34 protein-coding genes are annotated in these 22,309 nt (G+C 66.0%); 20 read left to right on the top strand and 14 right to left on the bottom strand.

Features of this window, described 5'->3' with window-relative positions; genetic code table 11:
- Positions 1–65 precede the first annotated feature (65 nt).
- The 11 genes from EZH22_RS04115 (at position 66) to EZH22_RS04065 (ending at position 5,448) form a co-directional block, all read left to right on the top strand.
- Complete coding sequence (locus tag EZH22_RS04115) at positions 66–290, top strand: 4Fe-4S binding protein (protein WP_203194502.1); 225 nt, start codon at positions 66–68, stop codon at positions 288–290.
- Between the two features lie 11 nt (positions 291–301).
- Positions 302–616, top strand: coding sequence for a HesB/IscA family protein (locus tag EZH22_RS04110; protein ID WP_203194501.1), 315 nt, complete (start codon positions 302–304; stop codon positions 614–616).
- 100 nt (positions 617–716) lie between these two features.
- Positions 717–1,256: a hypothetical protein gene (locus EZH22_RS04105; protein ID WP_203194500.1), complete on the top strand. Its 540-nt coding sequence runs from the start codon at positions 717–719 to the stop codon at positions 1,254–1,256.
- Entirely contained in the window at positions 1,249–2,022 is a 774-nt protein-coding gene (locus tag EZH22_RS04100) for a 4Fe4S-binding leucine-rich repeat protein (protein ID WP_203194499.1), read from the top strand. The genes EZH22_RS04105 and EZH22_RS04100 overlap by 8 nt, the downstream gene beginning before the upstream one ends.
- Positions 2,019–2,336: a nitrogen fixation protein NifZ gene (locus tag EZH22_RS04095; protein ID WP_203194498.1), complete on the top strand. Its 318-nt coding sequence runs from the start codon at positions 2,019–2,021 to the stop codon at positions 2,334–2,336. The genes EZH22_RS04100 and EZH22_RS04095 overlap by 4 nt, the downstream gene beginning before the upstream one ends.
- Before the next feature lie 8 nt (positions 2,337–2,344).
- The gene (locus tag EZH22_RS04090) at positions 2,345–2,584 is read left to right on the top strand and encodes a nitrogen fixation protein NifZ (RefSeq protein ID WP_203196373.1); all 240 of its coding nucleotides are present in this window, start codon (positions 2,345–2,347) and stop codon (positions 2,582–2,584) included.
- Between the two features lie 10 nt (positions 2,585–2,594).
- Positions 2,595–2,960 carry a DUF3024 domain-containing protein gene (locus tag EZH22_RS04085; protein ID WP_231711290.1) on the top strand — a complete coding sequence of 122 codons (366 nt, stop codon included), beginning with the start codon at positions 2,595–2,597 and terminating at the stop codon, positions 2,958–2,960.
- A gap of 75 nt (positions 2,961–3,035) precedes the next feature.
- Entirely contained in the window at positions 3,036–3,299 is a 264-nt protein-coding gene (locus EZH22_RS04080) for a hypothetical protein (RefSeq protein WP_203194497.1), read from the top strand.
- 26 nt (positions 3,300–3,325) lie between these two features.
- Entirely contained in the window at positions 3,326–4,504 is a 1,179-nt protein-coding gene (locus tag EZH22_RS04075; protein ID WP_231711488.1) for a DegT/DnrJ/EryC1/StrS family aminotransferase, read from the top strand.
- Positions 4,505–4,556: 52 nt separating this feature from the next.
- The gene (locus EZH22_RS04070) at positions 4,557–4,871 is read left to right on the top strand and encodes a ferredoxin (protein ID WP_203194495.1); all 315 of its coding nucleotides are present in this window, start codon (positions 4,557–4,559) and stop codon (positions 4,869–4,871) included.
- Between the two features lie 352 nt (positions 4,872–5,223).
- On the top strand, positions 5,224–5,448 hold the full coding sequence (locus tag EZH22_RS04065; protein WP_203194494.1) for a hypothetical protein: 225 nt from the start codon (positions 5,224–5,226) through the stop codon (positions 5,446–5,448).
- A 470-nt stretch (positions 5,449–5,918) separates the two neighbouring features.
- On the opposite strand, the gene grxD is transcribed toward EZH22_RS04065, so the two are convergent.
- Positions 5,919–6,251, bottom strand: a complete 333-nt coding sequence (gene grxD, locus EZH22_RS04060; RefSeq protein ID WP_203194493.1) for a Grx4 family monothiol glutaredoxin — start codon at positions 6,249–6,251, stop codon at positions 5,919–5,921.
- A gap of 60 nt (positions 6,252–6,311) precedes the next feature.
- A complete protein-coding gene (locus tag EZH22_RS04055; RefSeq protein WP_203194492.1) occupies positions 6,312–6,545 on the bottom strand; it encodes a BolA family protein in 234 nt (77 codons plus the stop codon).
- 392 nt (positions 6,546–6,937) lie between these two features.
- Between EZH22_RS04055 and EZH22_RS04050 the strand changes: the two genes are divergently transcribed.
- The 3 genes from EZH22_RS04050 to EZH22_RS04040 all read left to right on the top strand — a co-directional run bounded on the left by EZH22_RS04050 (position 6,938) and on the right by EZH22_RS04040 (position 8,785).
- A complete protein-coding gene (locus EZH22_RS04050) occupies positions 6,938–7,801 on the top strand; it encodes a xanthine dehydrogenase (RefSeq protein ID WP_203194491.1) in 864 nt (287 codons plus the stop codon).
- A 37-nt stretch (positions 7,802–7,838) separates the two neighbouring features.
- Positions 7,839–8,318, top strand: coding sequence for a tetratricopeptide repeat protein (locus EZH22_RS04045; RefSeq protein WP_203194490.1), 480 nt, complete (start codon positions 7,839–7,841; stop codon positions 8,316–8,318).
- Positions 8,319–8,389: 71 nt separating this feature from the next.
- Positions 8,390–8,785: a DUF59 domain-containing protein gene (locus EZH22_RS04040; RefSeq protein WP_203194489.1), complete on the top strand. Its 396-nt coding sequence runs from the start codon at positions 8,390–8,392 to the stop codon at positions 8,783–8,785.
- Positions 8,786–9,020: 235 nt separating this feature from the next.
- On the opposite strand, the gene EZH22_RS04035 is transcribed toward EZH22_RS04040, so the two are convergent.
- Both EZH22_RS04035 and EZH22_RS04030 read right to left on the bottom strand, forming a co-directional pair.
- Positions 9,021–9,305 carry an aldehyde dehydrogenase gene (locus EZH22_RS04035; RefSeq protein WP_203194488.1) on the bottom strand — a complete coding sequence of 95 codons (285 nt, stop codon included), beginning with the start codon at positions 9,303–9,305 and terminating at the stop codon, positions 9,021–9,023.
- Between the two features lie 92 nt (positions 9,306–9,397).
- A complete protein-coding gene (locus EZH22_RS04030) occupies positions 9,398–10,048 on the bottom strand; it encodes a glutathione S-transferase family protein (RefSeq protein WP_203196371.1) in 651 nt (216 codons plus the stop codon).
- Between the two features lie 202 nt (positions 10,049–10,250).
- Between EZH22_RS04030 and EZH22_RS04025 the strand changes: the two genes are divergently transcribed.
- The 4 genes from EZH22_RS04025 to EZH22_RS04010 are packed head-to-tail and all read left to right on the top strand — an operon-like array spanning position 10,251 to position 11,741.
- A complete protein-coding gene (locus EZH22_RS04025; protein WP_203194487.1) occupies positions 10,251–10,700 on the top strand; it encodes a Rieske (2Fe-2S) protein in 450 nt (149 codons plus the stop codon).
- 46 nt (positions 10,701–10,746) lie between these two features.
- A complete protein-coding gene (locus EZH22_RS04020; protein WP_203194486.1) occupies positions 10,747–11,070 on the top strand; it encodes a DUF6156 family protein in 324 nt (107 codons plus the stop codon).
- A 32-nt stretch (positions 11,071–11,102) separates the two neighbouring features.
- Positions 11,103–11,270: a hypothetical protein gene (locus EZH22_RS04015; RefSeq protein ID WP_203194485.1), complete on the top strand. Its 168-nt coding sequence runs from the start codon at positions 11,103–11,105 to the stop codon at positions 11,268–11,270.
- A gap of 36 nt (positions 11,271–11,306) precedes the next feature.
- On the top strand, positions 11,307–11,741 hold the full coding sequence (locus tag EZH22_RS04010) for a group II truncated hemoglobin (RefSeq protein WP_203194484.1): 435 nt from the start codon (positions 11,307–11,309) through the stop codon (positions 11,739–11,741).
- 23 nt (positions 11,742–11,764) lie between these two features.
- On the opposite strand, the gene EZH22_RS04005 is transcribed toward EZH22_RS04010, so the two are convergent.
- Together EZH22_RS04005 and EZH22_RS04000 are read right to left on the bottom strand one after the other, a co-directional pair.
- The gene (locus EZH22_RS04005; RefSeq protein WP_203194483.1) at positions 11,765–12,004 is read right to left on the bottom strand and encodes a hypothetical protein; all 240 of its coding nucleotides are present in this window, start codon (positions 12,002–12,004) and stop codon (positions 11,765–11,767) included.
- 89 nt (positions 12,005–12,093) lie between these two features.
- On the bottom strand, positions 12,094–12,339 hold the full coding sequence (locus EZH22_RS04000) for a hypothetical protein (protein ID WP_203194482.1): 246 nt from the start codon (positions 12,337–12,339) through the stop codon (positions 12,094–12,096).
- Between the two features lie 288 nt (positions 12,340–12,627).
- On the opposite strand from EZH22_RS04000, the gene EZH22_RS03995 reads away from it, so the two are divergent.
- Positions 12,628–13,113, top strand: coding sequence for a hypothetical protein (locus EZH22_RS03995; RefSeq protein WP_203194481.1), 486 nt, complete (start codon positions 12,628–12,630; stop codon positions 13,111–13,113).
- Positions 13,114–13,335: 222 nt separating this feature from the next.
- Here EZH22_RS03995 and EZH22_RS03990 read toward each other — a convergent pair whose 3' ends face one another.
- From EZH22_RS03990 to nifH, 8 genes are all read right to left on the bottom strand, one after another.
- Entirely contained in the window at positions 13,336–13,665 is a 330-nt protein-coding gene (locus EZH22_RS03990) for a hypothetical protein (RefSeq protein WP_203194480.1), read from the bottom strand.
- Positions 13,666–14,082: 417 nt separating this feature from the next.
- On the bottom strand, positions 14,083–14,844 hold the full coding sequence (locus tag EZH22_RS03985; RefSeq protein ID WP_203194479.1) for a dienelactone hydrolase family protein: 762 nt from the start codon (positions 14,842–14,844) through the stop codon (positions 14,083–14,085).
- A 352-nt stretch (positions 14,845–15,196) separates the two neighbouring features.
- A complete protein-coding gene (locus EZH22_RS03980) occupies positions 15,197–16,204 on the bottom strand; it encodes a 4Fe4S-binding leucine-rich repeat protein (protein ID WP_231711289.1) in 1,008 nt (335 codons plus the stop codon).
- The gene (locus EZH22_RS03975; RefSeq protein WP_203194478.1) at positions 16,156–16,455 is read right to left on the bottom strand and encodes a ferredoxin family protein; all 300 of its coding nucleotides are present in this window, start codon (positions 16,453–16,455) and stop codon (positions 16,156–16,158) included. The genes EZH22_RS03980 and EZH22_RS03975 overlap by 49 nt, the downstream gene beginning before the upstream one ends.
- A gap of 78 nt (positions 16,456–16,533) precedes the next feature.
- Positions 16,534–17,841, bottom strand: coding sequence for an FAD-dependent oxidoreductase (locus tag EZH22_RS03970; protein ID WP_203194477.1), 1,308 nt, complete (start codon positions 17,839–17,841; stop codon positions 16,534–16,536).
- Between the two features lie 11 nt (positions 17,842–17,852).
- Entirely contained in the window at positions 17,853–18,962 is a 1,110-nt protein-coding gene (locus EZH22_RS03965; RefSeq protein ID WP_203194476.1) for an electron transfer flavoprotein subunit alpha/FixB family protein, read from the bottom strand.
- Positions 18,963–19,003: 41 nt separating this feature from the next.
- Positions 19,004–19,852 carry an electron transfer flavoprotein subunit beta/FixA family protein gene (locus EZH22_RS03960; RefSeq protein ID WP_203194475.1) on the bottom strand — a complete coding sequence of 283 codons (849 nt, stop codon included), beginning with the start codon at positions 19,850–19,852 and terminating at the stop codon, positions 19,004–19,006.
- Between the two features lie 664 nt (positions 19,853–20,516).
- Positions 20,517–21,398, bottom strand: a complete 882-nt coding sequence (gene nifH, locus EZH22_RS03955; protein ID WP_203194474.1) for a nitrogenase iron protein — start codon at positions 21,396–21,398, stop codon at positions 20,517–20,519.
- A gap of 471 nt (positions 21,399–21,869) precedes the next feature.
- Between nifH and EZH22_RS03950 the strand changes: the two genes are divergently transcribed.
- Complete coding sequence (locus tag EZH22_RS03950) at positions 21,870–22,304, top strand: response regulator transcription factor (protein ID WP_203194473.1); 435 nt, start codon at positions 21,870–21,872, stop codon at positions 22,302–22,304.
- Positions 22,305–22,309: the final 5 nt, after the last annotated feature.

Here is a 22,309-nt window from a genome sequence, read left to right as displayed (position 1 = left end):
CGTTTGCCGGTCGGGTTGCGACGCGACCCGACCGGCACGGCCTCTGGGCCTCAAAGGAATATCCCATGACTTTGAAAATCGTGGCGTCGCAGTGCACCAGCTGCTCGGCCTGTGAACCGGAATGCCCGAACGTGGCCATTTTCGAGAAGAACGGCACGTTCGTGATCGACCCGAAGAAGTGCACCGAGTGCATCGGCCATTTCGATGTGCCGCAGTGCGCCGCGGTGTGCCCGGTGGACGATACCTGCGTGATCGACACCTCGTATCCGCGTTACCAGCCCACCGCGTGAGGAGAGAGACGATGAACTTCACGATGACCCGTTCGGCCACGCGCTTCATCCGCATGATGATCATGGCCGACGGTGGCCCGACGGCCGGCTTCCGGATGCACGTGACGCCGGGCGGATGCTCCGGGCTCAACGCGGAGATCGCCGTTCTTAAGGAGCCCCAGCCGGGCGATGCGGTGGTGGAGAAGGATGGCGTGAAGCTGTTCCTTCCCGCCGAGAGCCGCCTCCTGCTCGACGGGGTGACCATCGACTTCACCGACACGGCCGCCAAGACCGGCCTGGTGTTCCAGGATCCCAAGGCGACCAGCTGCGGCTCGCACGCGCACTGAGCGGCGAAGGCCCCGAGGCGGTGCAGCCGCCCGGGACCGTCGCGCGCGGTCGGCTCGTGTATGGAACGGTGCGGGCGCAAAGGGAAACGAGGGGACGGGAATGCAAGGCTCGCAAGTGAATGGCGAACCGGATTTCCTCACCCCGGACGCGCTCCTTGCGAGCGCCGTGATGGGGGGAGGGCTGCCGGAGGACGCGGAGTACCATCTCTGGGAGGCCGGCCTCTCCTACCAGCAGGACGAAGTCGCGGAAGCCCATCTGCGGCAGGCGGAAGCACTGGCGCCGGGTCATGCGGCGGTGCTGATCGGTCTTTACCGCTTCTACTTCTACAAGGGCCGGCTTCGGGAATGCCTGGAGGTGGCGCGGGTGTGCCTCGCCAAGGCACAGCGGGAGACCAATCTGCCGGCCGACTGGCGCGAGGTGACGGCGGACGACGCCGAATTCTCGCGCTACGACCGGCTGATGCCGCGCTTCTTCCTGTTCACGCTGAAGGGCTACGCCTACCTCAACATGCGCCTCGGCGATCTGGAGGAGGGGCGGGCCGCGGTGATGAAGCTGCTCGAGCTCGATCCCACCGACAAGATCGGTGCGAAGCTCTTGCTCGACGTGCTGAACAGAGCGGGGCAGGACGACGATGACTGAAGACGACATCGACGAGGCCAAGACCTGGCTCGGGGAAGACGTCGATTGCTCCTCGTGCGCCCACCAGGATCTGCTGGGCGCGGGCAAGTGCCAGCTGCGTCGGGCGTGCGTGAACGACCGCTACGCCCGGCGCATCGACCGCTTCTTCAACTGGAACCCGAAGCTCGCCAATTCCTATGTGCGGCACGAGCATTTCGAGGTGCGGGCGATCGCGGCCAAGCACGCGGACGTGTTCGTGCTGCCGCAGCTCCTCAAGGATCCGGAGGAGACGGTGCGCTGGAACGCGGCCCGCCGGCTGCCGAAGAGCAAGATCCTGCCGCTGCGCACCGATCCGCACCGGGAGGTGCGCATCCGCATCGTGTCGCTGCTGGAGGATGCGGACCTCACGCCCATGATGGCGGACGAGGACTATTACGTCCGCCTGGTGGTGGCGCGCCGGCTCGCGCCGCCGCTCCTGTCGCGCATGGTGGACGATCCGGAGGCGGAGGTGCGCCGGGTGGTCGCCAAGCGTCTGCCGGGAGAATGGCTCCTGTGCATGGTGAACGACCCGAGCCCGGCGGTGCGGCTGGAGGTGGCGCAGCGCCTCGCGCCGGACCTGCTATCCGCGCTCCTCTGCGATCCCGACTGGCGCGTGCGCTACGAGGTGGCGAGCCGCATTTCGCCGGCCCAGGTGTCCCAGCTGATCGACGACGACGACGACTTCGTGCGCGAGGTCGCCCGCTCCCGCAGGGCGGGAGGGGAGCTAGCAAGGGAGATGCCGCTATGAGCAACATCGTCCGTGACAGTGATGTGGTCGAAGTCTCCGAGCCGCCATATTTCAACTTCGGCGAGAAGGTGAAGGCCAAGCGGGTCATCCGTAACGACGGAACCTATGCGGGCAAGGAAATCGGTGAAATCCTCGCCCGGAAGGGCGAGATCGGATACGTGGTGTCCATTGGCACCTTCCTGCAGCAATTCTACATCTACGGTGTCGAATTCACTGAAAGTGGAAATCGCGTGGGGATGAAGCGCAAGGAGCTGGAAAGCGCGATCCCGCGTGAGGAAGAAGACATTCCCCTGCCCGCCGTGCCTGGAGCCTGAAGAGCATGATTCTGGAGCCGCGTCTTCCCAAGTATCAATGGGGTCAGAAGGTGAAGACCCTGATCGACCTCTACAACGACGGATCCTATCCGGACGTGCCGGAGGAGGCGCTCCTGGTCGGCCTCGGCACCACCGGCGAGATCGTGCAGGTGGGAAGCCACACCGACACCAACACCCCGATCTACCTGATCGAGTTTTCCGAGCGCCTCGTGGTGGGATGCCTCGAGGAAGAAATCATTCCCCTTTGAGGCGGCCGTCATGCGGGTCGCGCTCGCCTTGAAAGAGACATCGGCGATGAGGCTGCCCGCTCATCCGAACGATCTCGACAGGAAGCGCATCGAGCGCGCGATCAAGGCGCGCAAGCGCTATCGCTATGTGACCCCGCGCGTGCTCGCCACGGACGGGGGCTATCGCATCGAGAGCGCGTGCTGCTCGCGCAACATCGATCCGGAGGGCGGCGTCGTGGACATCGCCCTGATGCTGTTCGACGGGGAGCAGGGGGAGTGGCAGCTGTTCCGCAAGAACCACGGGACGCGCGTCTGGGAGCTCGACAGCACGCACGAGCGGCTGAAGGAAGTGCTGGATCTCCTCAACGACGATAGCGAGCGCAAGTTTTGGCAATGATCCTGCATGGGGCCTGTCTTCCCCCGCCACATTGGCGGGGATGCGTCAGTCCGCCGGCAAGGGAGAGGTAAAGTCATGGGCTTGAGCGACAACGACCTCAGCGAGATCGAGAAGCTCCTCACCGTGGAGGATGCTTCGGTGCCGGTGTTCGCCGAGCTGCGGCGCCGCTTCCCCACGCTCTCGTGGACCCAGTGCGACGCCTCCGATGTGACGGAAGATCCCTTCCGCACCTACTCCCGCTTCGACATCCACCTGCTCGACACCGCCGACCACTGCGCCCACATCACCTCCGATCCGGGCCGCGCGACCGGCGTCATCCTTGCCCGGCGGAGCGCGTGATGAGCGACTTCGACCTCATCGCCGACATGGACCTTACCGACGTCGAGGGCGACGGCGGCGAGGATACGAACATCCTGTTGTCGGATCCCGACATCACCGTCGCCGAGCTGGAGGCGGTGAGCAACGCCCTGCAGGCGCCCCGGCTGTCCAGCGGCCCGACGGCGGAGGCGTTCGAGGCCGAGTTCGCGGCCTATCTCGGGCGCAAATATGCGGTGGCGGTGCCCAGCGGCACCCTGGGCCTGCTCTACACGCTGAAGGCCTATGGCATCGGGCCGGGCGACGAGGTGGTGTGCGCGCCCTACTCCTTCCGCGAGACGGTGCACGCCATCAGCCTTTCCGGCGCCCGGCCGGTGTTCGCCGACATCGACTACTGGGCCGGCACCCTCGTGCCCGAGAAGGCCGAGGCGAAGATCACCGAAAAGACCAAGGCCATCGTCGCCGGCAACACCAACGGGCACCCCGCGCCCTGGGCCGCCTTTCGCGAGCTCGCGAGCAAGCACCGGGTGGCGCTCATCGAGGATTCCACCGAGGCCATCGGCTCGCGCTACAAGGGCGCCCTCGTTGGAACGTTCGGCGACACGTCCGTGTTCGATTTCTCACAGCCGTTCCCGCTGGTGTGCGGCGAGGGCGGCATGGTGGTGACCGACGACATCGATGTCGCCGTGGCCCTCAGGCGGTTCCGCTCCCACCGGCCCGACGAGCGCTCGTCGGTGGTGGTCAGCATGACCGCGCCCTACCAGGGCGCCATGAGCGACGTGTCCGCGGCTCTCGGCCTCACCCAGCTGCGGCGGGTGGAGGAAATCCTCGAGCAGCGGCACACGGTAGAGCATCTCTACCTGAAGTACGTGCAGTCCTTCGAGGGCATCAAGGATCCCTTCATCGGGCCGGACGTCACCGAGGTGAACTGGTTCCTTTATGTGGTGCACCTCGGCACCCGCTTCTCCAAGTCGAGCCGCGACTCCATCGTCGACGACCTCAAGTTGGAGAAGGTGGAATCCGTTGCCTACAGCAATCCGCTGCACCTGCAGCGCCATTATTTCGACCTCGGCTATCGGCGGGGGGATTTCCTGGTGACCGAGAAGGTAGCGGACCGGGCGGTCGCCCTGCCGTTCCATACGCATCTCTCGGAGGATGAAATCGAGTTCATCGTCGCAACGATGAAGGATGCCTCGATCAATGTAGGGGCGGGCGCCGCCATCTACTGAAGGCAAAGAAGAGCGCACCCAATCACAAAAGCAGAAACGACAGGAGTTTTTGATGTCCACGGTTACGTTGAAGGTTATGCCCATCGGTAAGACCACCGAGGTCGCAGAGGGGACGAACCTCCTCGAGGCGCTCATCACCGTCGAGCCGGGTCTGGCGGAGAAGCAGAAGTCTGACAAGGACGGCGGTGCTTCCCACGTCTATATTCAGGAGGGCCGCAAGGGCCTGTCCAAGACCACGCGCGAGGAGAACGAGGCGCTGGACGCGATCGTGGGCGTCAGCTCGAAGTCTCGCCTGGCCAAGCACGTCACCGTGCTCGGCACCGAAAATGTGACGGTGGAGCTGCTGGGCGAGTTCTCCGGCCTCTGATCACGCGAGCGCCTTTGCCCAAGGCGGGCAGAGGCGCTTTCGGGGCCGGCGGCGGAAAGCGCCCTGGCGAGCGAGGGGTTCGGGTCAGCGCAGGGCTTGCAGGGCAGGGCTTGCAGGAAGGGCTTGCAGGAGCGTGCAGCCAAGCCGCGGCGGACAAGCGCCGGCGGAGCCGCTAGGCGCCCGGGGAAAGAAGAAGCGCCCCGCCGTCGAGACGGCAGGGCGGCAAGGAGATCGCGTTCGTTCGGCACGGACGAGCCGGGTCGCCGGACGCATATTTTTGGTTTTTCAGGTCGCCGCGAAAAGGGGATGGGGATCTGCCGGTTCGCGACGAGGGCAAACGTGGAGAAGTACGATGGACGCGGAAAAGGTCATTATTCACGCGCGGTTCGCCCCCAACGGGACGATCGTCGAGATCAGCGAACGCCCTGCGGGACTGGATCCCCAGGATTGGTTCAATTTCCTCTCCTACCGCGCTGCGGATACCTATCAGGCGCTTGCCGGTGGCCGCGGGGTTTTCCGTCTGGATCGCGCCAGCGTCGACGCGCTCAAGGTGGAATCAGCGGCGAAGGCCGCCTGATCAGTACGGGCATATTCAAGCCGGGCCGTGTGCCCGGCGCAATCCGGGCAATTACGTAATCGACGGCCTCCTGCCCCGTTTTTTGCAGGAGGCCGTTGGCATTGCCGGAATGGGCGCTCGTCCCCGGTTCGTGTCCGTGGCGGGCAAAGGCGGCTGCCCGCCGTTAATCGCGCATCTCGTGTTCTGTCATTTCGTTTCTTTCATCTCGTTTTCTTGCGGGTGAGGATTTCCTCTCACCCGGCGTGCGCCGGAAGCGCCTTGGCGCCATCCGTGAGCGGACAGGAAAAAGCCCGCCCTGCAGCAGCTGGGCGGGCTTTTTCGATCGGATCGGGGCTCATGCCATCGGCCTCGGTCCGCGATCGACGCCAAGTGGGTTTCGCTCCCAAGAAGCGGGTTTCGCTCCAGTGCCGCGCGGGCATGACCTGGGGGCGATGCTTGATGCGTCAAGCCCACCGCCCCCAGGTCTGGTATCAGGCGACGGGCGCGGCCACGCCCTTGTCGGCGATCAGGGCCGTGAGTTCTCCGGCCTGGAACATCTCGCGCACGATATCGCAACCGCCCACGAACTCGCCCTTGACGTAGAGCTGCGGAATGGTCGGCCAGTTGGAATAGGCCTTGATGGCCTCGCGGACCTCGAAGTCCTGCAGGACGTCCACGGCGCGGTAGGGCACACCCACCTGGGCGAGCACCTGGACGACCGCGGCGGAGAAGCCGCATTGCGGCGCGGCGGGCACGCCCTTCATGAAAAGCACCACGTCGCTCGACGCGATGATGTCTTCGATGCGTTCGGCTGCATTGGCCATGGCAAGAACTCCGTTTCAAAGAATATGGCGGTGAAAACGTAGATGAGTCCGTGGAATGCTCTACTTGGGAACCAGGGTTTCCAGCTTCAGGGCATGCAGCGTACCGCCCATATGCCCCTGTAGCGCGGCATAGACCATCTGGTGCTGCTGCACGCGGCTCTTGCCCTTGAAGGCGTCGGACGTGATCCGCGCCGCGTAGTGATCTCCGTCTCCGGCGAGATCGATGATCACCACCTGCGACCCCGGAAGGGCTTCCTTGACGAGGCGCTCGATCTCGGTTGCGGCCATTGCCATCGCGCTGTCTCCTTTGCTTCGCACGGCGCCATGCAAGGGAGAAACCAAGTGCGGCGGCGTGTTCCGGGGCGCGCGTTGCCCGCCCGCAGGTCGTCCCGGGCGCGGGGCGTTCCGCCTGCTTCACGCGGTGAAGCGCGGCCCGTGCCGACCTCAACCAAAGCCCGTGGGCGCCGCGAACCTGTCGCAAAACCGACAGGTGCCGTCGCGCCGCGTTCCGAACCCGCCCATCCCTGCGGCGGTGATCCCCGCTCCAGCTATTCCCAAGCGGGCTGAACGGGCGCCGGGAGAGTCCCGCGGTGCGCGGGCGGCGAAATCGGCGCCGCTGTCTGAATTTCCTCCAATCGGCCCGCCTCTTGCTTACATTTTGTCGCCCCAAGGAAGCGAGACCAGTCATGAGCGAATTGCAACAGCCGGGCCGGGGGCGGATGAATCCCGCCTTCGCGACGATACTCGGCACGAACGAGATCGCGTCGGCCGTCGCCATCGAGCTCCACCGGGCCGGTTACGGGGTCGTGCTGTCGCACGATCCGATGCCGCCGGTGATCCGTCGCAAGATGGCGTTTCACGACGCGCTGTTCGAGGACAGCGCCAGCGTCGACGGCGTGCGCGCCGAGCGCGCAGACACCGGCGTGGGGGTGCGCGCGGGCCTTGCCCGCAATGGTGTGATGGTGACCAATCTCGGCCTTCTGGACCTCATCGTGCTCGGCTCCATCGACCTGCTGGTGGATGCGCGGATGAACAAGTACCAGGTGACGCCGGACCTGCGCCGCCTCGCCCGGCTCACCATCGGCCTCGGTCCCGGCTTCAGCGGCGGCACCAATTGCGACCTGGCCATCGAGACCCGGCCGGGCAAGGAAGGCCAGATCATCCAGCACGGGCCGACCGACGCGCCCGACGGGGTCGCCCGCCCGCTCGGCGCGGTCGCGGCCGAGCGCTTCGTTCATTCCCAGGTGCCGGGGCGCTGGCATTCCGCCATCGAGATCGGGACACGGGTCTTCAAGGATTTCCACATCGGCTATCTCGGCAACGATCCCATTCGCGCGCCGTTCGATGGCGTGGTGCGTGGCGTCGTGCGCGACGGAACCGAGGTTCCGGCGGGGGTGAAGCTGCTGGAGATCGACCCCCGCGGCCGTGGCGCCGACTGGACCGGGCTCGACGCCCGCGCCCTGGTCATCGCCAAGGCGGTGAGCCGGGCGCTGACCTTCCGCGGCGCCCGGCTCGCCGAGACGCCGCCCCACCCCCATCTGGTGAAATAGGCCCCGGGCCTTTCACCAGCCATCGAAGGGCCGTTTCATGATCGATCTGCTTCCCGACGCCGATGTCATCAATTTCGGCGAGGTGTCGGACGCGGTGAACGCGCTGCTCCAGCAGGGCGTCATCGCCTATCGGCGGGATCGCAACCGGGCCGACGAGCTGTTCCGCCAGGCGCTCGCCACCACGCCGGCGGAGTTGCCGGTCTATTTCTGCCTCTACAAGATCCACACCTACCAGGGGAACCTGGACGAGGCCGAGGCCGCGGCACGCGGCGGCCTGGCGGAGGCGGCGAGCCAGGCCGGGTGGGACCCCGACTGGCGCCGCTGGGTCGCCCACGACATTTTGCCCGATGGCCCCGGCCGGTTTGCGCTCTACACTCTGAAGGCCTTGGCGTTCATCCATCTGCGCCAGAGCCGTCCGGACGAGGCGGCCGAGAAGCTCGCGGCGCTGAAGGTGCTCGACCCGACCGGCGCGGTCGGCTGGCCGGTGGTGGCGGCGCTGGCGGAAGGGCTGGACTGAACCAACACCGCCCGATTGGCACTCGGCTTGCTTCGGTACCGTATGACGAGGGGGCAGGAGGCAATGGGCAAATGACACAGCCAACTGATCACGGCATTGCTGCTCCGACGACGATGATCTTCCATGGTGAAGCGCGGAGTTTCGACGATTTTGCGGAAGATGAAGCCGCGCTCATGGAAGCCATCGTTAGCGCGTTGCGGACGGTGAATGATCCGGAAATTCCGGTGAACATTTATGACCTTGGCCTCATCTATCGAATTGAGGTGAAGGATGAGGGTGTTGTGGAAATGGATATGACGCTGACCGCGCCGGGCTGCCCGGTTGCCGGGCAGATGCTTGGCTGGGTGCAGCAGGCGGTGGGCGTCGTGCCGGGTGTTTCCGACGTGAAGATGAAGCTTGTATTTGATCCGCCATGGGACAAGTCGCGCATGAGCGACGAGGTTCAGCTGGAGCTCGGCCTCATCTGAGGTGCTGGAGTGCGATCCGATCAAATTGAATCAATCTGATCGGTGAATCGTCCTCCAGCTCCAAGATGGAGAACGTGTTTTCCGGTCAGCTTGCGATGCCAGCCGATCGGCGCGCGCTCTGGCGGGCGTAGTGGATCATCGTGATGGCCGGCCGGGTGCCGGCCATCACGATTTTTCAGGTCTTTCCTTTTCAGGCCTTCGACTTCAGCGCCTTCGACGCGCCGCCGAAGGCGCCTCAGCCCAGGAATTGCGCGGCGAAGCGGTCGCGCTTCTCGTCGCTGTCGAGGCCGGCGCGCAGCGTCCACTTGTTCTCGGCAAAGAAGGCCTTGACCGCGCGGGTGACCTCGGCGCCCCGCACGTACCACCGCTCGACGCCGTCCGGTGAGAGGAGGGCGGGGCCGTCGGCGCGGTGAACGCTGTCGTCCTCCAGCCAGAGTCGGGTTTCCGAATAGAGGAAGATCCCAGCCTTGCGGGACATGTCGTCCCGGTTTTCTTCCGTCACCACGATCATTTCGGCCATGACGCTGCTCTCCGAATCCTGCGGGGATCTTGCAAGAAGCGTGCGGCGCCATCCGGGGGAGCAGATTGCGGGCCGGATGCGTGCGGCGCGCTTCAATTGGGGCGGCTTTGCTCCACGCCGAGAAGCGCCAGATTGTAGCCTTCCTCACGCAGCACGCGCCGCACCACCGGCCGCTCGAGCATGCGCCGGTAGTGCGCCGCGAGGTTGGACGGCAGGGCGATGCCGGTCTTCTCGGCCCAGAACTCCACATAGAAGAGGATGGGATCGGCGGCCGAGAACGGGCCCGCCACATAGTCCCGGCCCTCGAGCGCCCGGTCGAGGATGGAGAACCCCTGCTGGATGATGTCGCGGCCCAGCGCCTCCACCTTTGCCCGGTCCCCCGGGCTGGCGGCGAAGGTGGGCGTGGCGAAGAGGCGCGCGAAGCCCTGGCCGTGCAGGGTGGAGACCACATAGACCATGGTTTCGAGCGCCCGTGTCTCGGCCTCCGTTTCGCCCGGCCAGAGCCGGCCGCGGCCGCGGCTGCGCGCGAGCCAGTAGGCGATGGACACCACTTCGGTCAGGGTCGTTCCGTCCGGCCGCACCAGGGCGGGGATCGTCGACTTGGGATTGATGGCCACATAATCGGGCTTGAAATGGTCTCCCGCCGGCAGGTTCACGATGTGGGCCTCGAACACCTCCTCCAGCTCCTCCAGGATGATGTGGATCCCGGTCGAGCAGGAACCGGGGGTCATGTAGAACTTCATGGCCGGCATGGCGTGTCTTTCCTGCGGGATGGACGCCGGAGGGACCGGGATCCCGGCCCGGGCGCTCGTCGGCATGCTTCATGCAAATATTGGGGCAGTCCGGGTCGTGCCGGCCGTTCCGGCGGGCGGGGCCGACAGGTCTGTACCATTTGCGACAGGTGCCGGCGCTTTTCGGGAGGGCCGCGCGAGGAGCGTGAGCGGGATGTCTGCCGACGAAATCGAAGTATATGCCATCTGCGAGACCAGCTTCATCGATCCCGGCGAGGCCAGGGCGTTCGACCTGTCCCGCATCACCGAGGACGGCGGGGCGCGGCCTTTCCGCATCGTGATCGTGCGCACCGGGGCGCGGGACTTCGTGGGCTATGTGAATGCGTGCCCCCACCAGGGCACCTGGCTCAATATCGGCGGCGGTGAATTCTTCAACAAGGATGGCACGCGCCTGCGCTGCGGCCGCCATGGCGCCCTGTTCGACATCGAGAGCGGCAGCTGCGTCGACGGCCCCTGCGAGGGCAAGACCCTGGAGCCCATCGCCCTCGCGGTGGTGGGGCGCGATGTCTGCCTGTGCGGGGTGGCCCTGGTGGAAGAGGAGGAGCGTCCCTTTCCCTATGACGATTTCGACGACACCATGGAAATCATGATCTCCCCGGATTAAGCAAAGATCTGTTCAGGACGTAATCTGTTTCCATGGCGGACGGTGCATGACAGGCAATGCGACGCGCGGCGAGGAGGCGGCCACATGCCGCTTCTTCGTCACCTACACGGGGGTGAAGATGCCGTTCCGGCTGGTGGAGGCCATTCCGGATGCGCAGCTCACCCATAGGAACACCTTCATCCGCGCCTATTTCGACGCGGCGGGGCTGCTCACCGGCTTCGACAAGATGGTCTATGGCGAGGTGGAGCTGGCGCACCGCTATGAATACCACGCCAATGGCGCGATCCGCCGGGCGGAGGTGACCATGGTGGACGAGGATACGGTGGTGGTCGCCTTCGACGAGGCGGGCCAGCCCTTGGCCGCCGCCTGAGTTCGGGGCCTGGAGCAAGGACGGAGAGGGTCATGACGGTGGCGCAGCTGATCGAGGCGCTCGGCAACATGCCGCCGGAGGCGGTGGTGCTGATGGAGAATGGCGGCGGCCTCTCCCTGGTTTCGGCCCTCGATTTCGTCGACGCCCAGGGCGCCGGCGCGCCGGCGGAAGTGATCCTGTTGCCCAACATGGAGGAATAGGCGTCGCCGCCTGTCCTCCCATCCGCGAGGTGGAAGATGTCCGATGTGGTCGAAACGGTGAGCATGTTCGAGCGCCTGGGCGGCGCGGTGGTGATCGATCGCCTGGTGGAGGCCTTCTACGCCCGCATGGATCGCCTGCCGGAGGCCGAGGGCATCCGCACCATGCATGCGGACGACCTCGCCAGCACCAAGCAGGTGCTGAAGCGCTATCTCTCCGAATGGACGGGCGGGCCCAAGCTCTATTCGCCGGAGAAGGGGCATCCGCGCCTGCGGCAGCGGCACATGGGCTTCGCCATCGGCAATGACGAGCGCGACGCCTGGCTGCTGTGCATGCGCGGCGCGCTCGACGAGACGGTGAGCGACGCCACCGCGCGCGAGGAGATCTATGCCGCCCTGGCAAAGCTCGCCGACTGGATGCGCAACACCGCCGGAAACCCGCACGACACGACGGGGCACGCCGCGCGCCCTTGAGGCGCTGTCGCGGCCGCGTGCGGCTATAGGGGAATGCCGAAGAAGTCTTCGTCGGATCCGCCCCAGGCCAGGTGCAGTTCCAGCGCGCTTCGCCACTTGGCGACCTCCGCCTCGGAGGCCGCGCGGTGGGTGATCGTGCCTGCGGGCTTGTCCGCGAGCAGGTAGGATTTCGCGTTGCGCAGGAAGCGGGTGAGGGCCTTCGTGTCGTTGGCACGAACGACGCAACGCGGGGCCTCATCGATGAGAATCGTCGTCGGGAGCATCGCCGAATCCCCTTGGTTTACTTGCTGTGTGTCGGCGTGGACGGCTGCTGGCGCAGCCGGAGGAACGGGCGCGGATTGCGCCCGCAGGCTCAGAAGCCGTCTTCCTTCGAGCCCCAGGGATGCGACCCGGGGACGAACGAGGCCTTGATGCCGGCCTTGGTGATGGCCTCCATGGTCTTGTAATAGGTGCCCTCATGCACCAGCGTACCGGTCTTGGTGGTGATGGCCACGTATTTCGCGACCATGTCGGTTTCGCACAGATAGCCGCCGCCGGGGTCGCTCACGCTTCGCGCGTTGCCATCCCAGTCGATGAAGAACCCTTCCATATCCGACATGCCTCGCTCCAGCAGATCTGCGGGGCGCGCCGCGCGGCCCCGCCTTTCGCCCGCGAGCAAGGTTCTTGCCATCGCCCGTGTCGGCGGCGAAGGCCGGGGCATCCCTGCTGCGCGCCTGCTGCGCGCGTGGCAGGCGCGCAATCGGGTGTCGGCGACGCGACAGGGCGGCGCGTCGCCGTATGCTTTGCGACACTCAAGTGATCCGCAGAAAGAGTATCACGAATATTGAAAAATTCGCCAGATCACCTAAGATCCGCAAGTTATTTTTTGGATACTCGGAGTGATGTTATGAGCGAATTGACCCGACGCATCGCGTCTCTCAGCGACGTGCAGGGCATCTGGGGGCTGCTGCGCCAGGTGTCCGCCGAGGTTCCCTTCAAGATGGACGACGAGCTGGAGCAGGAAAGCATCCTCTCCGAGCTGATGGCCTGCTGCACCTCGGGACTCTCCCCGGTGCTGGTGGACAACGAGAAGGGCATCGTCGGCGCCCTTCTGGCGCGGCGGGACGATTTCGATTGGGGCTTCCTCCACGGCGAGGCCATCCACGTGGCCTATGCGGCGGTGGCGCCGGGGGCGCGCGAGGAAAAGGTGCTGCCCGCGCTGCTCGGCGAGCTGCAGGGGCGGAAGGTCCCGTTGCTGGCCAGCGTGAAGAGCGGGGAGCAACTCGGCTTTGCGGTGGCGCTCGGCGAGCTCGGATTCACCCACGAGGTGAAGGCGGAGAGCGGCTGGGGCGACCTGTACCAGTGGTCTCCGCCCCCGTCCGTGCACAACTGACCGGCCACTTGAACCCGGCGCCGATCATCGGGCCCCAGCCGTTTCCCCTTTTCACGCAATCGGGGAAACGGCTGGCTCTTTGCGTGGTCGCGTTTTCTTCACGCGACCCGGTCGCCACTTCGCTCGAAAACCCTCTTGAGGGAGAGGGCGATTCCCCGGGCGAATGTTCGGATCGCGCTCCGTCCCGATGATCGGCGACGGCGGCGCGTCGGAGGCGTCGCCTTAGAGCGCGTCGTCCTTGTCCGCCGCGGCCTGGATCTGGGCGAGGGCGGCATCCACCAGCGCCCGGCAGGCGAGAAGACGCTGATACTCGGCCTCGCTCACCGTCACCGTCGGCCCGGACGGGTCGCCGCCTGTGGGCGCACGCGCCGCCAGGGCCGCCTCGAACAGGGTGCGTTCGAGCTGGTAGATGCGCTCGCTGGCGCGCTCGAGGTAGGGCAGGGGATTGTTGCGGACGTTCTGCTCATGAAGGGCGTCGAGGTTCAGAAGATCGCGGAACCGGCGCTCCTTGCGCCGTTTGTCCGCGCCGAAATCGTGCTCGATCACGCTCATGGCGGTCTCCCGTTCGGCAGGTTCGGGACAGGAAGTCTCGCAGATTGACCCAACGGGGCCGCCAAATCCAGCCGGAATCGTCCTGACGAACCCGTGTGGGGAGGAAGCGTGTGCCGGAGCCAGATCCGGTCCAGCCACCTCACCCCGATGGGTGCATCCGCGCTTCAGGCGCGGACATCGTTGGCGCTGGTGGATCGTTTGCGGCGATGGCCGAGCCACTTGCAGGCGGGGGAAGCCGATCCCGGCCGTGGGGCGCGGGGCGTCGGAACCCGCATGCGCGCGGGTTCCGATTGCAGGTGCTGGAATCGGCCGCAGCCGACGTCCGCGGCAAGCCCGGCCAAGATGGCACGGACGCGGTGGCACGGATGCGCCGGCGCGATCAAGCCGTGCTCCTTCAGCAAAAGCCTCGATCGACCCTCAGTCCAGGGGCGGACCCATGTCGTCGTCGGCGGTCTTCTTCTTGCCCTTCTTCTCGGTCTTGGCCTGGGCATAGGCACCGGCGTTCTTGAGCTGCACGGGTCCTTGGCCGACCACATATTGCGAGATCCAGAACAAGGTGCGCTCCAGCGCCTTCTCGGCCGCCTCGGCATTATAGGCCGCGCCGGCGGGATAGCTGAAGCCGCGGCTCGCGCCGGGATAGGAGAAGGCGGAAACGTCGGGACGCCGGGCGCGGAATTGCACCACGTCCTCTTCCGGATTCTCCGGATCCTGCTCGGCGAAATGGATGAGCGTCGGGATGCGGCGCTTTTCCATCATGGCGCCCAGCAGGCCGTCGGTGTGGTAGCCGATGGCGCAGGCCAGCCCCTTGACTTCATTGGCGGCGAGATAGGCCAGATAGCCACCCCAGGAATATCCCACCAGCGCCACCTTGCCGGCATCCTTCACCGTGTCGACCGTGGCCTGGATGGCCGCCAGCGGCCAGTCGTTCCCGATCTCGGCGGAAAGGCTGCGGCCCTCGTCCACGGCCGACGGCTCCAGCTCGATGGAGGACTTCACCTTGTCGAAAAGCGCTGGCGCCACGGCCACATAGCCCGCGGCGGCAAAGCCGTCCGCGATCTTGCGGATGTCGGCATTGACGCCGAACACGTCCTGCAGCACCACCACGGCACCCTTGGGGGTGCCATCCGGATCCGCCCGATAGGCGGAGAATTTCACGTCGCTTGCTGTGACTTCGATCATGGCATCCTCGATCTTCGAGCGTCAATTCAAAGGGGCAGTCGCGCTCGCTCTGCCATTCATCAACAGCTTTGCCATGCAGGTTGGGTGCCATTTGTTGAAGGCGTCGCGCCTTTACCGACGAATTGGTGCGTCGCACAAAATAAAAATGCCGAAATCTATTTCAAAAGGATGCGAACGACTGTCAATGGCATGGCGTGCCCGGCGGACGCTGCCGGCTCATCCGCTTTTGACCGGCTTTTGCGCCGTTCGCCGGTCGGGCCGCCGGAAGAGGCCCTCCGCCCGAAAAGCGCCGGCAAAGCACAAGGCCCGCCGATCGGCGGGCCTTGTGTCGGACGCGCGGTGGAAACCGCCATCAGTCTCCCGCCAGCCGCTGGCGTGCCACTTCGGCGATGGGCGGGACGCTGTCGCGGGTGAGCGGCGCCAGAAAGCGCGGATCGATCCGTTCGGCCACGGTGAACCGCACCCGCATGTCGGGATCGGCGGCGAGGATCTGGAGGGCGCCCGGTGCGAGATGCTCCGCCACCTCGAGCCGCACCAGCGGATCTTCATCGCGCGCCATCCGCGCCAGATGGGCCTGCGGCATGCGCCGGGCGACGGCGCGCCGGACCTCCGGTTCGCGATCGCGCATCAGCATGATCAGCGCATCGGGCGGCGCGCGCCGCGCGGCGGCGATCCGCACGTTGTAATCCGCATCGGAGAAGAAGGGCACGACGTCGCTTCCCTCCAGCCGCGCGAGGAGGGCGATGCGCACCCGCGGGTCCGGATCGAGGTGCATGTCCTTCACCCGGATCAGGGGCAGGCGGAGGGCGACAACCATCCGCACGTCCGGCTCCGGATCATCCTTGAGCGCCGGAAGGAGGAAGATGCTGGCATGCCTGGCGGCCAGGGCCCGCACCTCGAAGTAGGGATGGTCGAGATAGCGCGCGGCGAGCGTGGCGTTATTGGAAAAGAAGCGCGCGATACGCTTGCTGCGGCGGTCCGCCACGCAAACCTTGCCGAGGTCGCAGCGCCCTTCGGCGCGAATGTCCTCGTGCGGGCAGTCCTGGCAGCGCAGGGGGCGTCCCTGCCAATCCAGCGCTTCCACCGTGGGCGCTTCAACGGCGCTCGCTTCGGTGTTTCCGGCTTCGGCCGCGGTCCCGGATCCTGAGGCCAATGGTGCAGACATATGCCCACCTCCTGTCCCCAATCTAGGGGCGAAGGCGTCGTCGTGCCAGACCTCAAGTGCGTGGCGGCGGTGTGCCGCCGCGTCTTCTGCGCCGTCGATGGCCCCGGCGGCCGCCGCGCGGGTGCGGCGGTCGCCACGGCGGGACGTCAGCCGAACTTGAACAGGACGCCGTAGCCGCCGCGCGGATAGTTCCACTCGATGTCGCCGGTGGGCTCGCCGATGATGCGGCAGGTACCGCATTCCACGCAACCGTCCGCGGTGATCTCAACCTGCCCCTTGTCGTTCAGCTCGTAGCAACGGGCGGGGCAGGCGGTGAGCAGCGACGTGAGGGCGGGGGTGGGGGTGGAATGGGCGCGCACCTTGATGTGGGCGCGGCCGGAATCCACCAGATAGCGGTTCTGAAAGAGCTTGTCCTCGACGCGGACGGCGGTCTCGGTGCTGGCCATGGGACTCTCCCAAAGGGTGGGGCGGCGGAAGCGTCCGCCGCGGGTTCCGGTAGGTTGTGCGGGCTGATCGAACGACGGTCAGCGCCAGGCGCGGGCGAGGCGGAAGGCGTCGCCGAACAGGCCCGCCCACGACCGCGCTGAGGTGAAGGACTTCACCGTCAGCTTTTCCTTGTCCTTCTTCGGCGTGCCGTCGACGCGCACGAAGTTCTCCATGGCCTTGTTGACCAGCTGGGGATAGGTGAGGAAGAAGTTCTGCGACTGGATGTGCAGAAGCTGCGGCATATCCTTGTATTTCTTGAGATCTTTTATCACGAAGCTGTCGTCGAGCATCTTCTTGTAAAGCGACAGGTTGGCCGTGGTCATGGGATCCTTGCGGGACTTGACCTGGAAGATCGCCTCGCCGGCGATGCGGCCCGACGTCATGGCGAGGTTCGAGCCCTCACGGTGGATGGCGTTGTTGAGCTGCGCCGCATCGCCCACCACCACCCAGCCTTCGCCGAAGAGCTGCGGGATCGCCCGGTAGCCACCCTCGGGAATGAGATGGGCGGCATATTCCTTCACTTCCGAGCCCTCGATGAGGGGCGCGATGGACGGATGGCGCTTGAACTTCTCGAGCAGCTGGTAGGGGGATTCCCCGCTCTTCTGGAAGTCCGACACCAGGCAGCCGATGCCGAGCGAGACGCACTCGCGATTGGTATAGAGGAAGCCCATGCCGGTCATCCCCTCGGAGATGGTGCCGGCGGCCTCGATCACCGCGCCTTCATTGCCCTTGAGGTTGAAGCGCTGCTCGATCACCTCCTGCGGCATGAAGTGCATTTCCTTCACCGCCAGGGCCACCTCGGTGGGCTTGGGGATCTTGCGCAGCCCGGCGCGGGTGCCGAGCAGGCCGCTGACGCCCTCGGCCAGCACCACCACGTCGGCATGGATCTGGCCGCCGCCGCGATCGGTCTTCACGCCGATCACCTTGCCGTAGGCGTCCTGCACCAGCTCGGTCACCGTGGTCTCGCACACCACCAGGGCGCCGGCCTCGCGCACCTTGCTGGAGAACCACTTGTCGAACTGGGCGCGGATGATGGTGTAGCGGTTCGGCTTTTCTTCGTTGAAGTCGTCGGAGCGGTAGTGGAGGCCCGTATGGGAGCTCTCGCCCATCATCCAGAAGCGCTGCTCGATGAGATGGCGCTCAAGCGGAGCGTCTTCCCGGAAGTCGGGAATGATCTTTTCCATCATGTCGGCGTAGAGAATGGCGCCCTGCACGTTCTTCGAGCCGGAATACTCGCCGCGCTCCAGCTGGAGCACCTTCAGGCCACGCTTCGCCATGGTGTAGGCGGCGGCGTTGCCGGCCATGCCGGCGCCGACGACGATGGCGTCGAATTTTTCGTCGATCATCGTGAGATCCTCTAGCTGGCGAGCTTGTCGCTGGAGTGGGCCGACAGGCGCTTGGCGAAGGCTTCCGTCAGGAGCGGCAGGAAGCGGATGGCGTCGGTGACGATGCCCACATGGGCGAAGTCGAAGATGGGCGCGTTCTTGTCGGTGTTGATGGCGACGATGAGGTCCGCCCCCTCCACGCCGACGCGGTGCTGGATCGCGCCCGAAATGCCGGCGGCGATATAGAGCCGCGGGCGGATGGTCTTGCCGGTCTGGCCGATCTGCCGGTCGGAGGACACCCAGCCCTTCTGCACCAGCGGGCGCGAGCAGCCGAACTCGGCGCCCATGGCCTGGGCCAGCTGGCGCACCAGCTGGAAGTTCTCCGGCGAGCCGAGGCCCATGCCGCCGGCGACCACCACGTCCGCATAGGCGAGGTTCGCCTTGTTGGAATCGCGGTCGGGAATGAAGTTCAGGATCTTGGTGACGATGTCGGCTTCCACCACGGAGAGCTTGTGCTCGATGACGCGGCCGATGGGCTTTTCCACCCGGATCGGCATGGGCATCACGCGCGGGCGGACGGTGGCCATCTGCGGACGGTAGTTGAGGGTGTAGATGGTGCAGAGCAGGGAGCCGCCGAAGGTCGGGCGGGTCGCCGCCAGCGAGCCGTCGGCATCCACGTCGAGCTCGGTGGAGTCGGCGGTGAGGCCGGTGAGAAGGGTGGTCGCCACCGCGCCGGCGAGGTCGCGGCCGAGCGTGGTGGCGCCGAGCAGCAGGATTTCCGGCTGGTAGGTGTTCACGAGGTCCGTCATCGCCGCCGTGTAGGCCTCGTTGCGATAGTCGGTGAGCACCGGGTCGGACACCACATAAGCGAGGTCGGCGCCATAGCAGAAGGATTCGGCCACCGCGCCGCGCACCGTCTCGCCCTCGGCGCCGAGCACCACGGCGGCGAGTTCCACGCCGAGCTTGTCGGCGAGCTGGCGCCCCGCGCCCATCAGTTCCCACGAGACCGGGTGGACCTGGCCGCGTTCCTGCTCGATGAACACCCAGACGTGCTTGTACGCCTTGAAGTGGTCCGGCAGTTCCTTCTTGGTCGAAGCGCGTCCGCCGGCGGCGGGGGCTTTGGGAGTCTTCGGCTCGCTCATGATGGTCGGCTCTCTGTTCTCGGCGGCTCGTGAGAGGCCCGTCAGAAACCGCGCGCCAGCGCGGTCAGGTCGGCTTCGAGATTGGGCTGGCGGCTGAACACCTCGGCGATCAGCGCCTCGGCGAGGTTGCCGCCCTCGGGCGCCTCGATGAACTTCGCCTTCTCCGCGCGGGCGCCCGGCGCGAACACGCGCTTCACGATGGTGGGCGAGCCCTTGAGGCCGCACTTGTTCATGTCTTCGACGCCCGCGTCCTTGGCGTTCCATTTCACGATCTCGGCGCGGGCGGCGCGCAGGGCGTCGTTCATGGTGCCGCGGCGGATCTCGTTGGTGGCTTCCAGCATGGCGATGAGGCAGGGCAGCTTGCTTTTCAGCACCTGCGTGCCGCCCTCGGCGCGGCGCTCCAGGGTGATGGTGCGCTCGGCGGGATCGAATTCCGCGACCTTCGCCACGTAGGTGATCTGCATGAGGCCGAGGCGCTTGGCGATGCCGGGACCCACCTGGGCGGTGTCGCCGTCGATGGTCTGCTTGCCGGTGAACACCACGTCCGGGGCGCCCCAGGTCTGGCTGATCTTGGTGATGGCGGTGGCGAGGGCGAAGCTGGTGGCGAGCGTGTCGGACCCGGCGAAGAAGCGGTCGGTCAGCAGCACCGCGCGGTCGGCGCCGAAGGTGAGCGCCTTGCGCAGGGAGTCCTCGGCCGAGGGCGGGCCCATGGTGAGCACCGTGACCTCGCCACCGAAGGTGTCGCGCAGGCGCATCGCCTCTTCCAGGGCGAACAGATCGTAAGGATTGATGATCGTCGGCACGCCCTGCCGCATGATCGTGTTCGTGACGGGATGGACGCGGATCTGCGCTGAATCCGGGACCTGTTTGATGCAGACGACGATGTGCATAGATTTGCTCCGAGCCCTCACCACGGCTCCTGCACAGTGACTAGCAAGCGGCGTACCAAGCTGTTTCTTGGATTAAAACATAAGTGATATCAGCCTTTTATCCGGTGATTGTCGGATCTGCGCCGATCCCGCCGGACGTGACCCCCGCGCAATCGGCAGCGTCTTGTCAGGAAGATGACAGCCGATTGCTGCGACCGCGTCGCATTCGAGATCCTGCCGGCGAACACGTCGCAAATCGGGCCCACCGGACGCCGTCCCCCGGGGCGCGCCTGCATCGCGGGGCGGGCCAGGCGGGGGCTGCGTCGGGTGCGCGACATCGGCGCCGGCCGGCGGTGCGCCACTCGCGTCCCGGCGCGGCGGGATCTGTCGTCAGGGCCGGAGATGTCGGGTTCGTATCGCGCGCATCGGCGGCGAAAGTGGGGATGCGAAGGGGGATGTCGCAAACGTGCCGCGGCGCCTGAAGCGTGCGGTCTTCCCGCGGCAATGGTCCCCCGCCTTGCGGCGAGGGACCGGTAAAGCCTGAGAAGTCTCGACGGTACGTCGAATGAAAAGGCGTATCGAAAAGGTCACGCGCAGCCGACTGAAATATTCGCGGAAATCCCGCGTGGCCGGGCGTCAGGGGCGGCGGGCCGGATCGTTGGATCCGGCCCGCCGAACTTCAGCGTCAGCCGACGGCGAGCTCGGATGCGGTCTTGCCGACCTGGCTCTCGTCGACGGCCTTCATGATGCCGTGCTCCATCAGCATGTCCTCGAGCTCGTCCATGGTGATGGGGGTCGGGATGATGCCGTTGCCGGCATTGCCGTGAACCTTGGTCGCAAGGTTCCGGTAATGCTGCGCCTGGCCGCTGTCCGGCGCATACTCGATCACCGTCATGCGGCGCAGCTCCGCGTGCTGCACGATGTTGTCGCGCGGCACGAAGTAGATCAGCTGCGTGCCAAGCTTGGCCGCAAGCGCTTCCGCAAGCTCCAGCTCCTTGTCGGTCTGGCGCTCGTTGCACACCAGCCCGCCCAGGCGCACGCCGCCGGAGTTCGCATACTTCAGGATCCCCTTCGAGATGTTGTTGGCCGCATACATGGCCATCATCTCGCCCGACATGACGATGTAGATTTCCTGAGCCTTGTTCTCGCGGATCGGCATGGCGAACCCGCCGCACACCACGTCGCCAAGAACGTCGTAGGACACGTAGTCGATGTCCTCGTACGCGCCGTTCTCCTCAAGGAAGTTGATCGAGGTGATCACGCCGCGGCCGGCGCAGCCGACGCCCGGCTCCGGACCACCAGACTCCACGCAGCGGATGTCCTGGAAGCCCACCTTCATCACGTCCTCGAGCTCGAGGTCTTCCACCGAACCCGCGTTCGCGGCCAGCGAAAGGATGGTGTCCTGCGCCTTCGCGTGCAGGATCAGGCGCGTCGAATCCGCCTTCGGGTCGCAGCCCACGATGAGGATCTTGTGGCCCATCTGCGCAAGCGCAGCCAGGGTGTTCTGGGACGTGGTGGACTTGCCAATGCCACCCTTGCCGTAAAACGCGATCTGTCGCAGCGACATCTTGCTCTCCTTCGAACCTATTTCAGAAGACCACCGCGCAATTGGCGCGAGGCCGTTTCTCTCGTCAGCAATATCGGTCGGAAACGCCCCGCGGGTTACGGGAAGGAGCGCGACGCTGGCGGTGGCCTAGGCGTGCACTCAGCCCTCACTCGCTGTTGCGCCGCAGGAGGAGCAACCAGCGTGCCACTTGCCGCCACCCGGCCCAAGGCTTTGATTTGCATCAAAACAGGCGCCTCGAAATGGTGCGGCATGGCGGCTTTGCTGGTGTGTCGAACCCGACAGCGGGTGGGCCACTGTCGCAATTGAAACAAGACGGCGGCCCGCTTTGCCCGCTGCCGGCGCAGCCGTTGGAACAGCCGCCGCCGGATTTCCCGACAGGAACGGAACTTGCACGAGGGGATTTCGGCGCGCCCGGCCCGCCTTCGCGCGGGCGAGCGAACGGGTGCCCGCGACGAGCGAGCGAGGGCAAAGATGCAGATCGGCGTTGAGACTTCAAAAGCGGTGGACCAGCGGCGCGTCTTCGTCGTGGACGAGGACGAGATCACGCGCGCGGCGCTCCAGTTCATGCTGCACGACGAGATCGAGACCCACGAGCTCGCGACCCCCGAGGAGGCCTACGAGAAGGGCACCGGCTGGCTGCAGCCGCACGTGGTGCTGCTCGGCGTCTCCCTTCTCAAGCGGCATGGCGACGGGCTGATCGCCGAGATGAAGAGCAGGTTTCCGGATGTGCGCATCCTCATCGTCACCGACAAGGCGGAAGAGGCGGTGGCGGTGGCCGGCCTGAAGGCCGGCGCCCACGGCGCGGTGGTGAAGCCGCTGACCCTCGAGGCGGTACGCAAGAAGGTCGATACGGTGCTCGGCCGCGGCGGCGCGGCGCCCCTGGTCCAGCTTTCCGTGCTGAAGTAGGCGCG

It is taken from the genome of Xanthobacter dioxanivorans (assembly GCF_016807805.1).
GTDB classification, from domain to species: Bacteria; Pseudomonadota; Alphaproteobacteria; order Rhizobiales; family Xanthobacteraceae; genus Xanthobacter; species Xanthobacter dioxanivorans.
The sequence above is the reverse complement of the archived record's forward strand: the minus strand, read 5'-3'. Positions and strand labels throughout refer to the sequence as shown.

What these genes read in the sequence shown, in the direction of transcription:
- EZH22_RS04115 (WP_203194502.1), top strand. Translation starts at nt 66, where the DNA reads ATGACTTTGAAAATCGTGGCGTCGCAGTGCACCAGCTGCTCGGCCTGT.
- EZH22_RS04110 (WP_203194501.1), top strand. Translation starts at nt 302, where the DNA reads ATGAACTTCACGATGACCCGTTCGGCCACGCGCTTCATCCGCATGATG.
- EZH22_RS04105 (WP_203194500.1), top strand. Translation starts at nt 717, where the DNA reads ATGCAAGGCTCGCAAGTGAATGGCGAACCGGATTTCCTCACCCCGGAC.
- EZH22_RS04100 (WP_203194499.1), top strand. Translation starts at nt 1,249, where the DNA reads ATGACTGAAGACGACATCGACGAGGCCAAGACCTGGCTCGGGGAAGAC.
- EZH22_RS04095 (WP_203194498.1), top strand. Translation starts at nt 2,019, where the DNA reads ATGAGCAACATCGTCCGTGACAGTGATGTGGTCGAAGTCTCCGAGCCG.
- EZH22_RS04085 (WP_231711290.1), top strand. Translation starts at nt 2,595, where the DNA reads ATGCGGGTCGCGCTCGCCTTGAAAGAGACATCGGCGATGAGGCTGCCC.
- EZH22_RS04080 (WP_203194497.1), top strand. Translation starts at nt 3,036, where the DNA reads ATGGGCTTGAGCGACAACGACCTCAGCGAGATCGAGAAGCTCCTCACC.
- EZH22_RS04075 (WP_231711488.1), top strand. Translation starts at nt 3,326, where the DNA reads ATGGACCTTACCGACGTCGAGGGCGACGGCGGCGAGGATACGAACATC.
- EZH22_RS04070 (WP_203194495.1), top strand. Translation starts at nt 4,557, where the DNA reads ATGTCCACGGTTACGTTGAAGGTTATGCCCATCGGTAAGACCACCGAG.
- EZH22_RS04065 (WP_203194494.1), top strand. Translation starts at nt 5,224, where the DNA reads ATGGACGCGGAAAAGGTCATTATTCACGCGCGGTTCGCCCCCAACGGG.
- grxD (WP_203194493.1), bottom strand. Translation starts at nt 6,251, where the DNA reads ATGGCCAATGCAGCCGAACGCATCGAAGACATCATCGCGTCGAGCGAC.
- EZH22_RS04055 (WP_203194492.1), bottom strand. Translation starts at nt 6,545, where the DNA reads ATGGCAATGGCCGCAACCGAGATCGAGCGCCTCGTCAAGGAAGCCCTT.
- EZH22_RS04050 (WP_203194491.1), top strand. Translation starts at nt 6,938, where the DNA reads ATGAGCGAATTGCAACAGCCGGGCCGGGGGCGGATGAATCCCGCCTTC.
- EZH22_RS04045 (WP_203194490.1), top strand. Translation starts at nt 7,839, where the DNA reads ATGATCGATCTGCTTCCCGACGCCGATGTCATCAATTTCGGCGAGGTG.
- EZH22_RS04040 (WP_203194489.1), top strand. Translation starts at nt 8,390, where the DNA reads ATGACACAGCCAACTGATCACGGCATTGCTGCTCCGACGACGATGATC.
- EZH22_RS04035 (WP_203194488.1), bottom strand. Translation starts at nt 9,305, where the DNA reads ATGGCCGAAATGATCGTGGTGACGGAAGAAAACCGGGACGACATGTCC.
- EZH22_RS04030 (WP_203196371.1), bottom strand. Translation starts at nt 10,048, where the DNA reads ATGAAGTTCTACATGACCCCCGGTTCCTGCTCGACCGGGATCCACATC.
- EZH22_RS04025 (WP_203194487.1), top strand. Translation starts at nt 10,251, where the DNA reads ATGTCTGCCGACGAAATCGAAGTATATGCCATCTGCGAGACCAGCTTC.
- EZH22_RS04020 (WP_203194486.1), top strand. Translation starts at nt 10,747, where the DNA reads ATGACAGGCAATGCGACGCGCGGCGAGGAGGCGGCCACATGCCGCTTC.
- EZH22_RS04015 (WP_203194485.1), top strand. Translation starts at nt 11,103, where the DNA reads ATGACGGTGGCGCAGCTGATCGAGGCGCTCGGCAACATGCCGCCGGAG.
- EZH22_RS04010 (WP_203194484.1), top strand. Translation starts at nt 11,307, where the DNA reads ATGTCCGATGTGGTCGAAACGGTGAGCATGTTCGAGCGCCTGGGCGGC.
- EZH22_RS04005 (WP_203194483.1), bottom strand. Translation starts at nt 12,004, where the DNA reads ATGCTCCCGACGACGATTCTCATCGATGAGGCCCCGCGTTGCGTCGTT.
- EZH22_RS04000 (WP_203194482.1), bottom strand. Translation starts at nt 12,339, where the DNA reads ATGTCGGATATGGAAGGGTTCTTCATCGACTGGGATGGCAACGCGCGA.
- EZH22_RS03995 (WP_203194481.1), top strand. Translation starts at nt 12,628, where the DNA reads ATGAGCGAATTGACCCGACGCATCGCGTCTCTCAGCGACGTGCAGGGC.
- EZH22_RS03990 (WP_203194480.1), bottom strand. Translation starts at nt 13,665, where the DNA reads ATGAGCGTGATCGAGCACGATTTCGGCGCGGACAAACGGCGCAAGGAG.
- EZH22_RS03985 (WP_203194479.1), bottom strand. Translation starts at nt 14,844, where the DNA reads ATGATCGAAGTCACAGCAAGCGACGTGAAATTCTCCGCCTATCGGGCG.
- EZH22_RS03975 (WP_203194478.1), bottom strand. Translation starts at nt 16,455, where the DNA reads ATGGCCAGCACCGAGACCGCCGTCCGCGTCGAGGACAAGCTCTTTCAG.
- EZH22_RS03970 (WP_203194477.1), bottom strand. Translation starts at nt 17,841, where the DNA reads ATGATCGACGAAAAATTCGACGCCATCGTCGTCGGCGCCGGCATGGCC.
- EZH22_RS03965 (WP_203194476.1), bottom strand. Translation starts at nt 18,962, where the DNA reads ATGAGCGAGCCGAAGACTCCCAAAGCCCCCGCCGCCGGCGGACGCGCT.
- EZH22_RS03960 (WP_203194475.1), bottom strand. Translation starts at nt 19,852, where the DNA reads ATGCACATCGTCGTCTGCATCAAACAGGTCCCGGATTCAGCGCAGATC.
- nifH (WP_203194474.1), bottom strand. Translation starts at nt 21,398, where the DNA reads ATGTCGCTGCGACAGATCGCGTTTTACGGCAAGGGTGGCATTGGCAAG.
- EZH22_RS03950 (WP_203194473.1), top strand. Translation starts at nt 21,870, where the DNA reads ATGCAGATCGGCGTTGAGACTTCAAAAGCGGTGGACCAGCGGCGCGTC.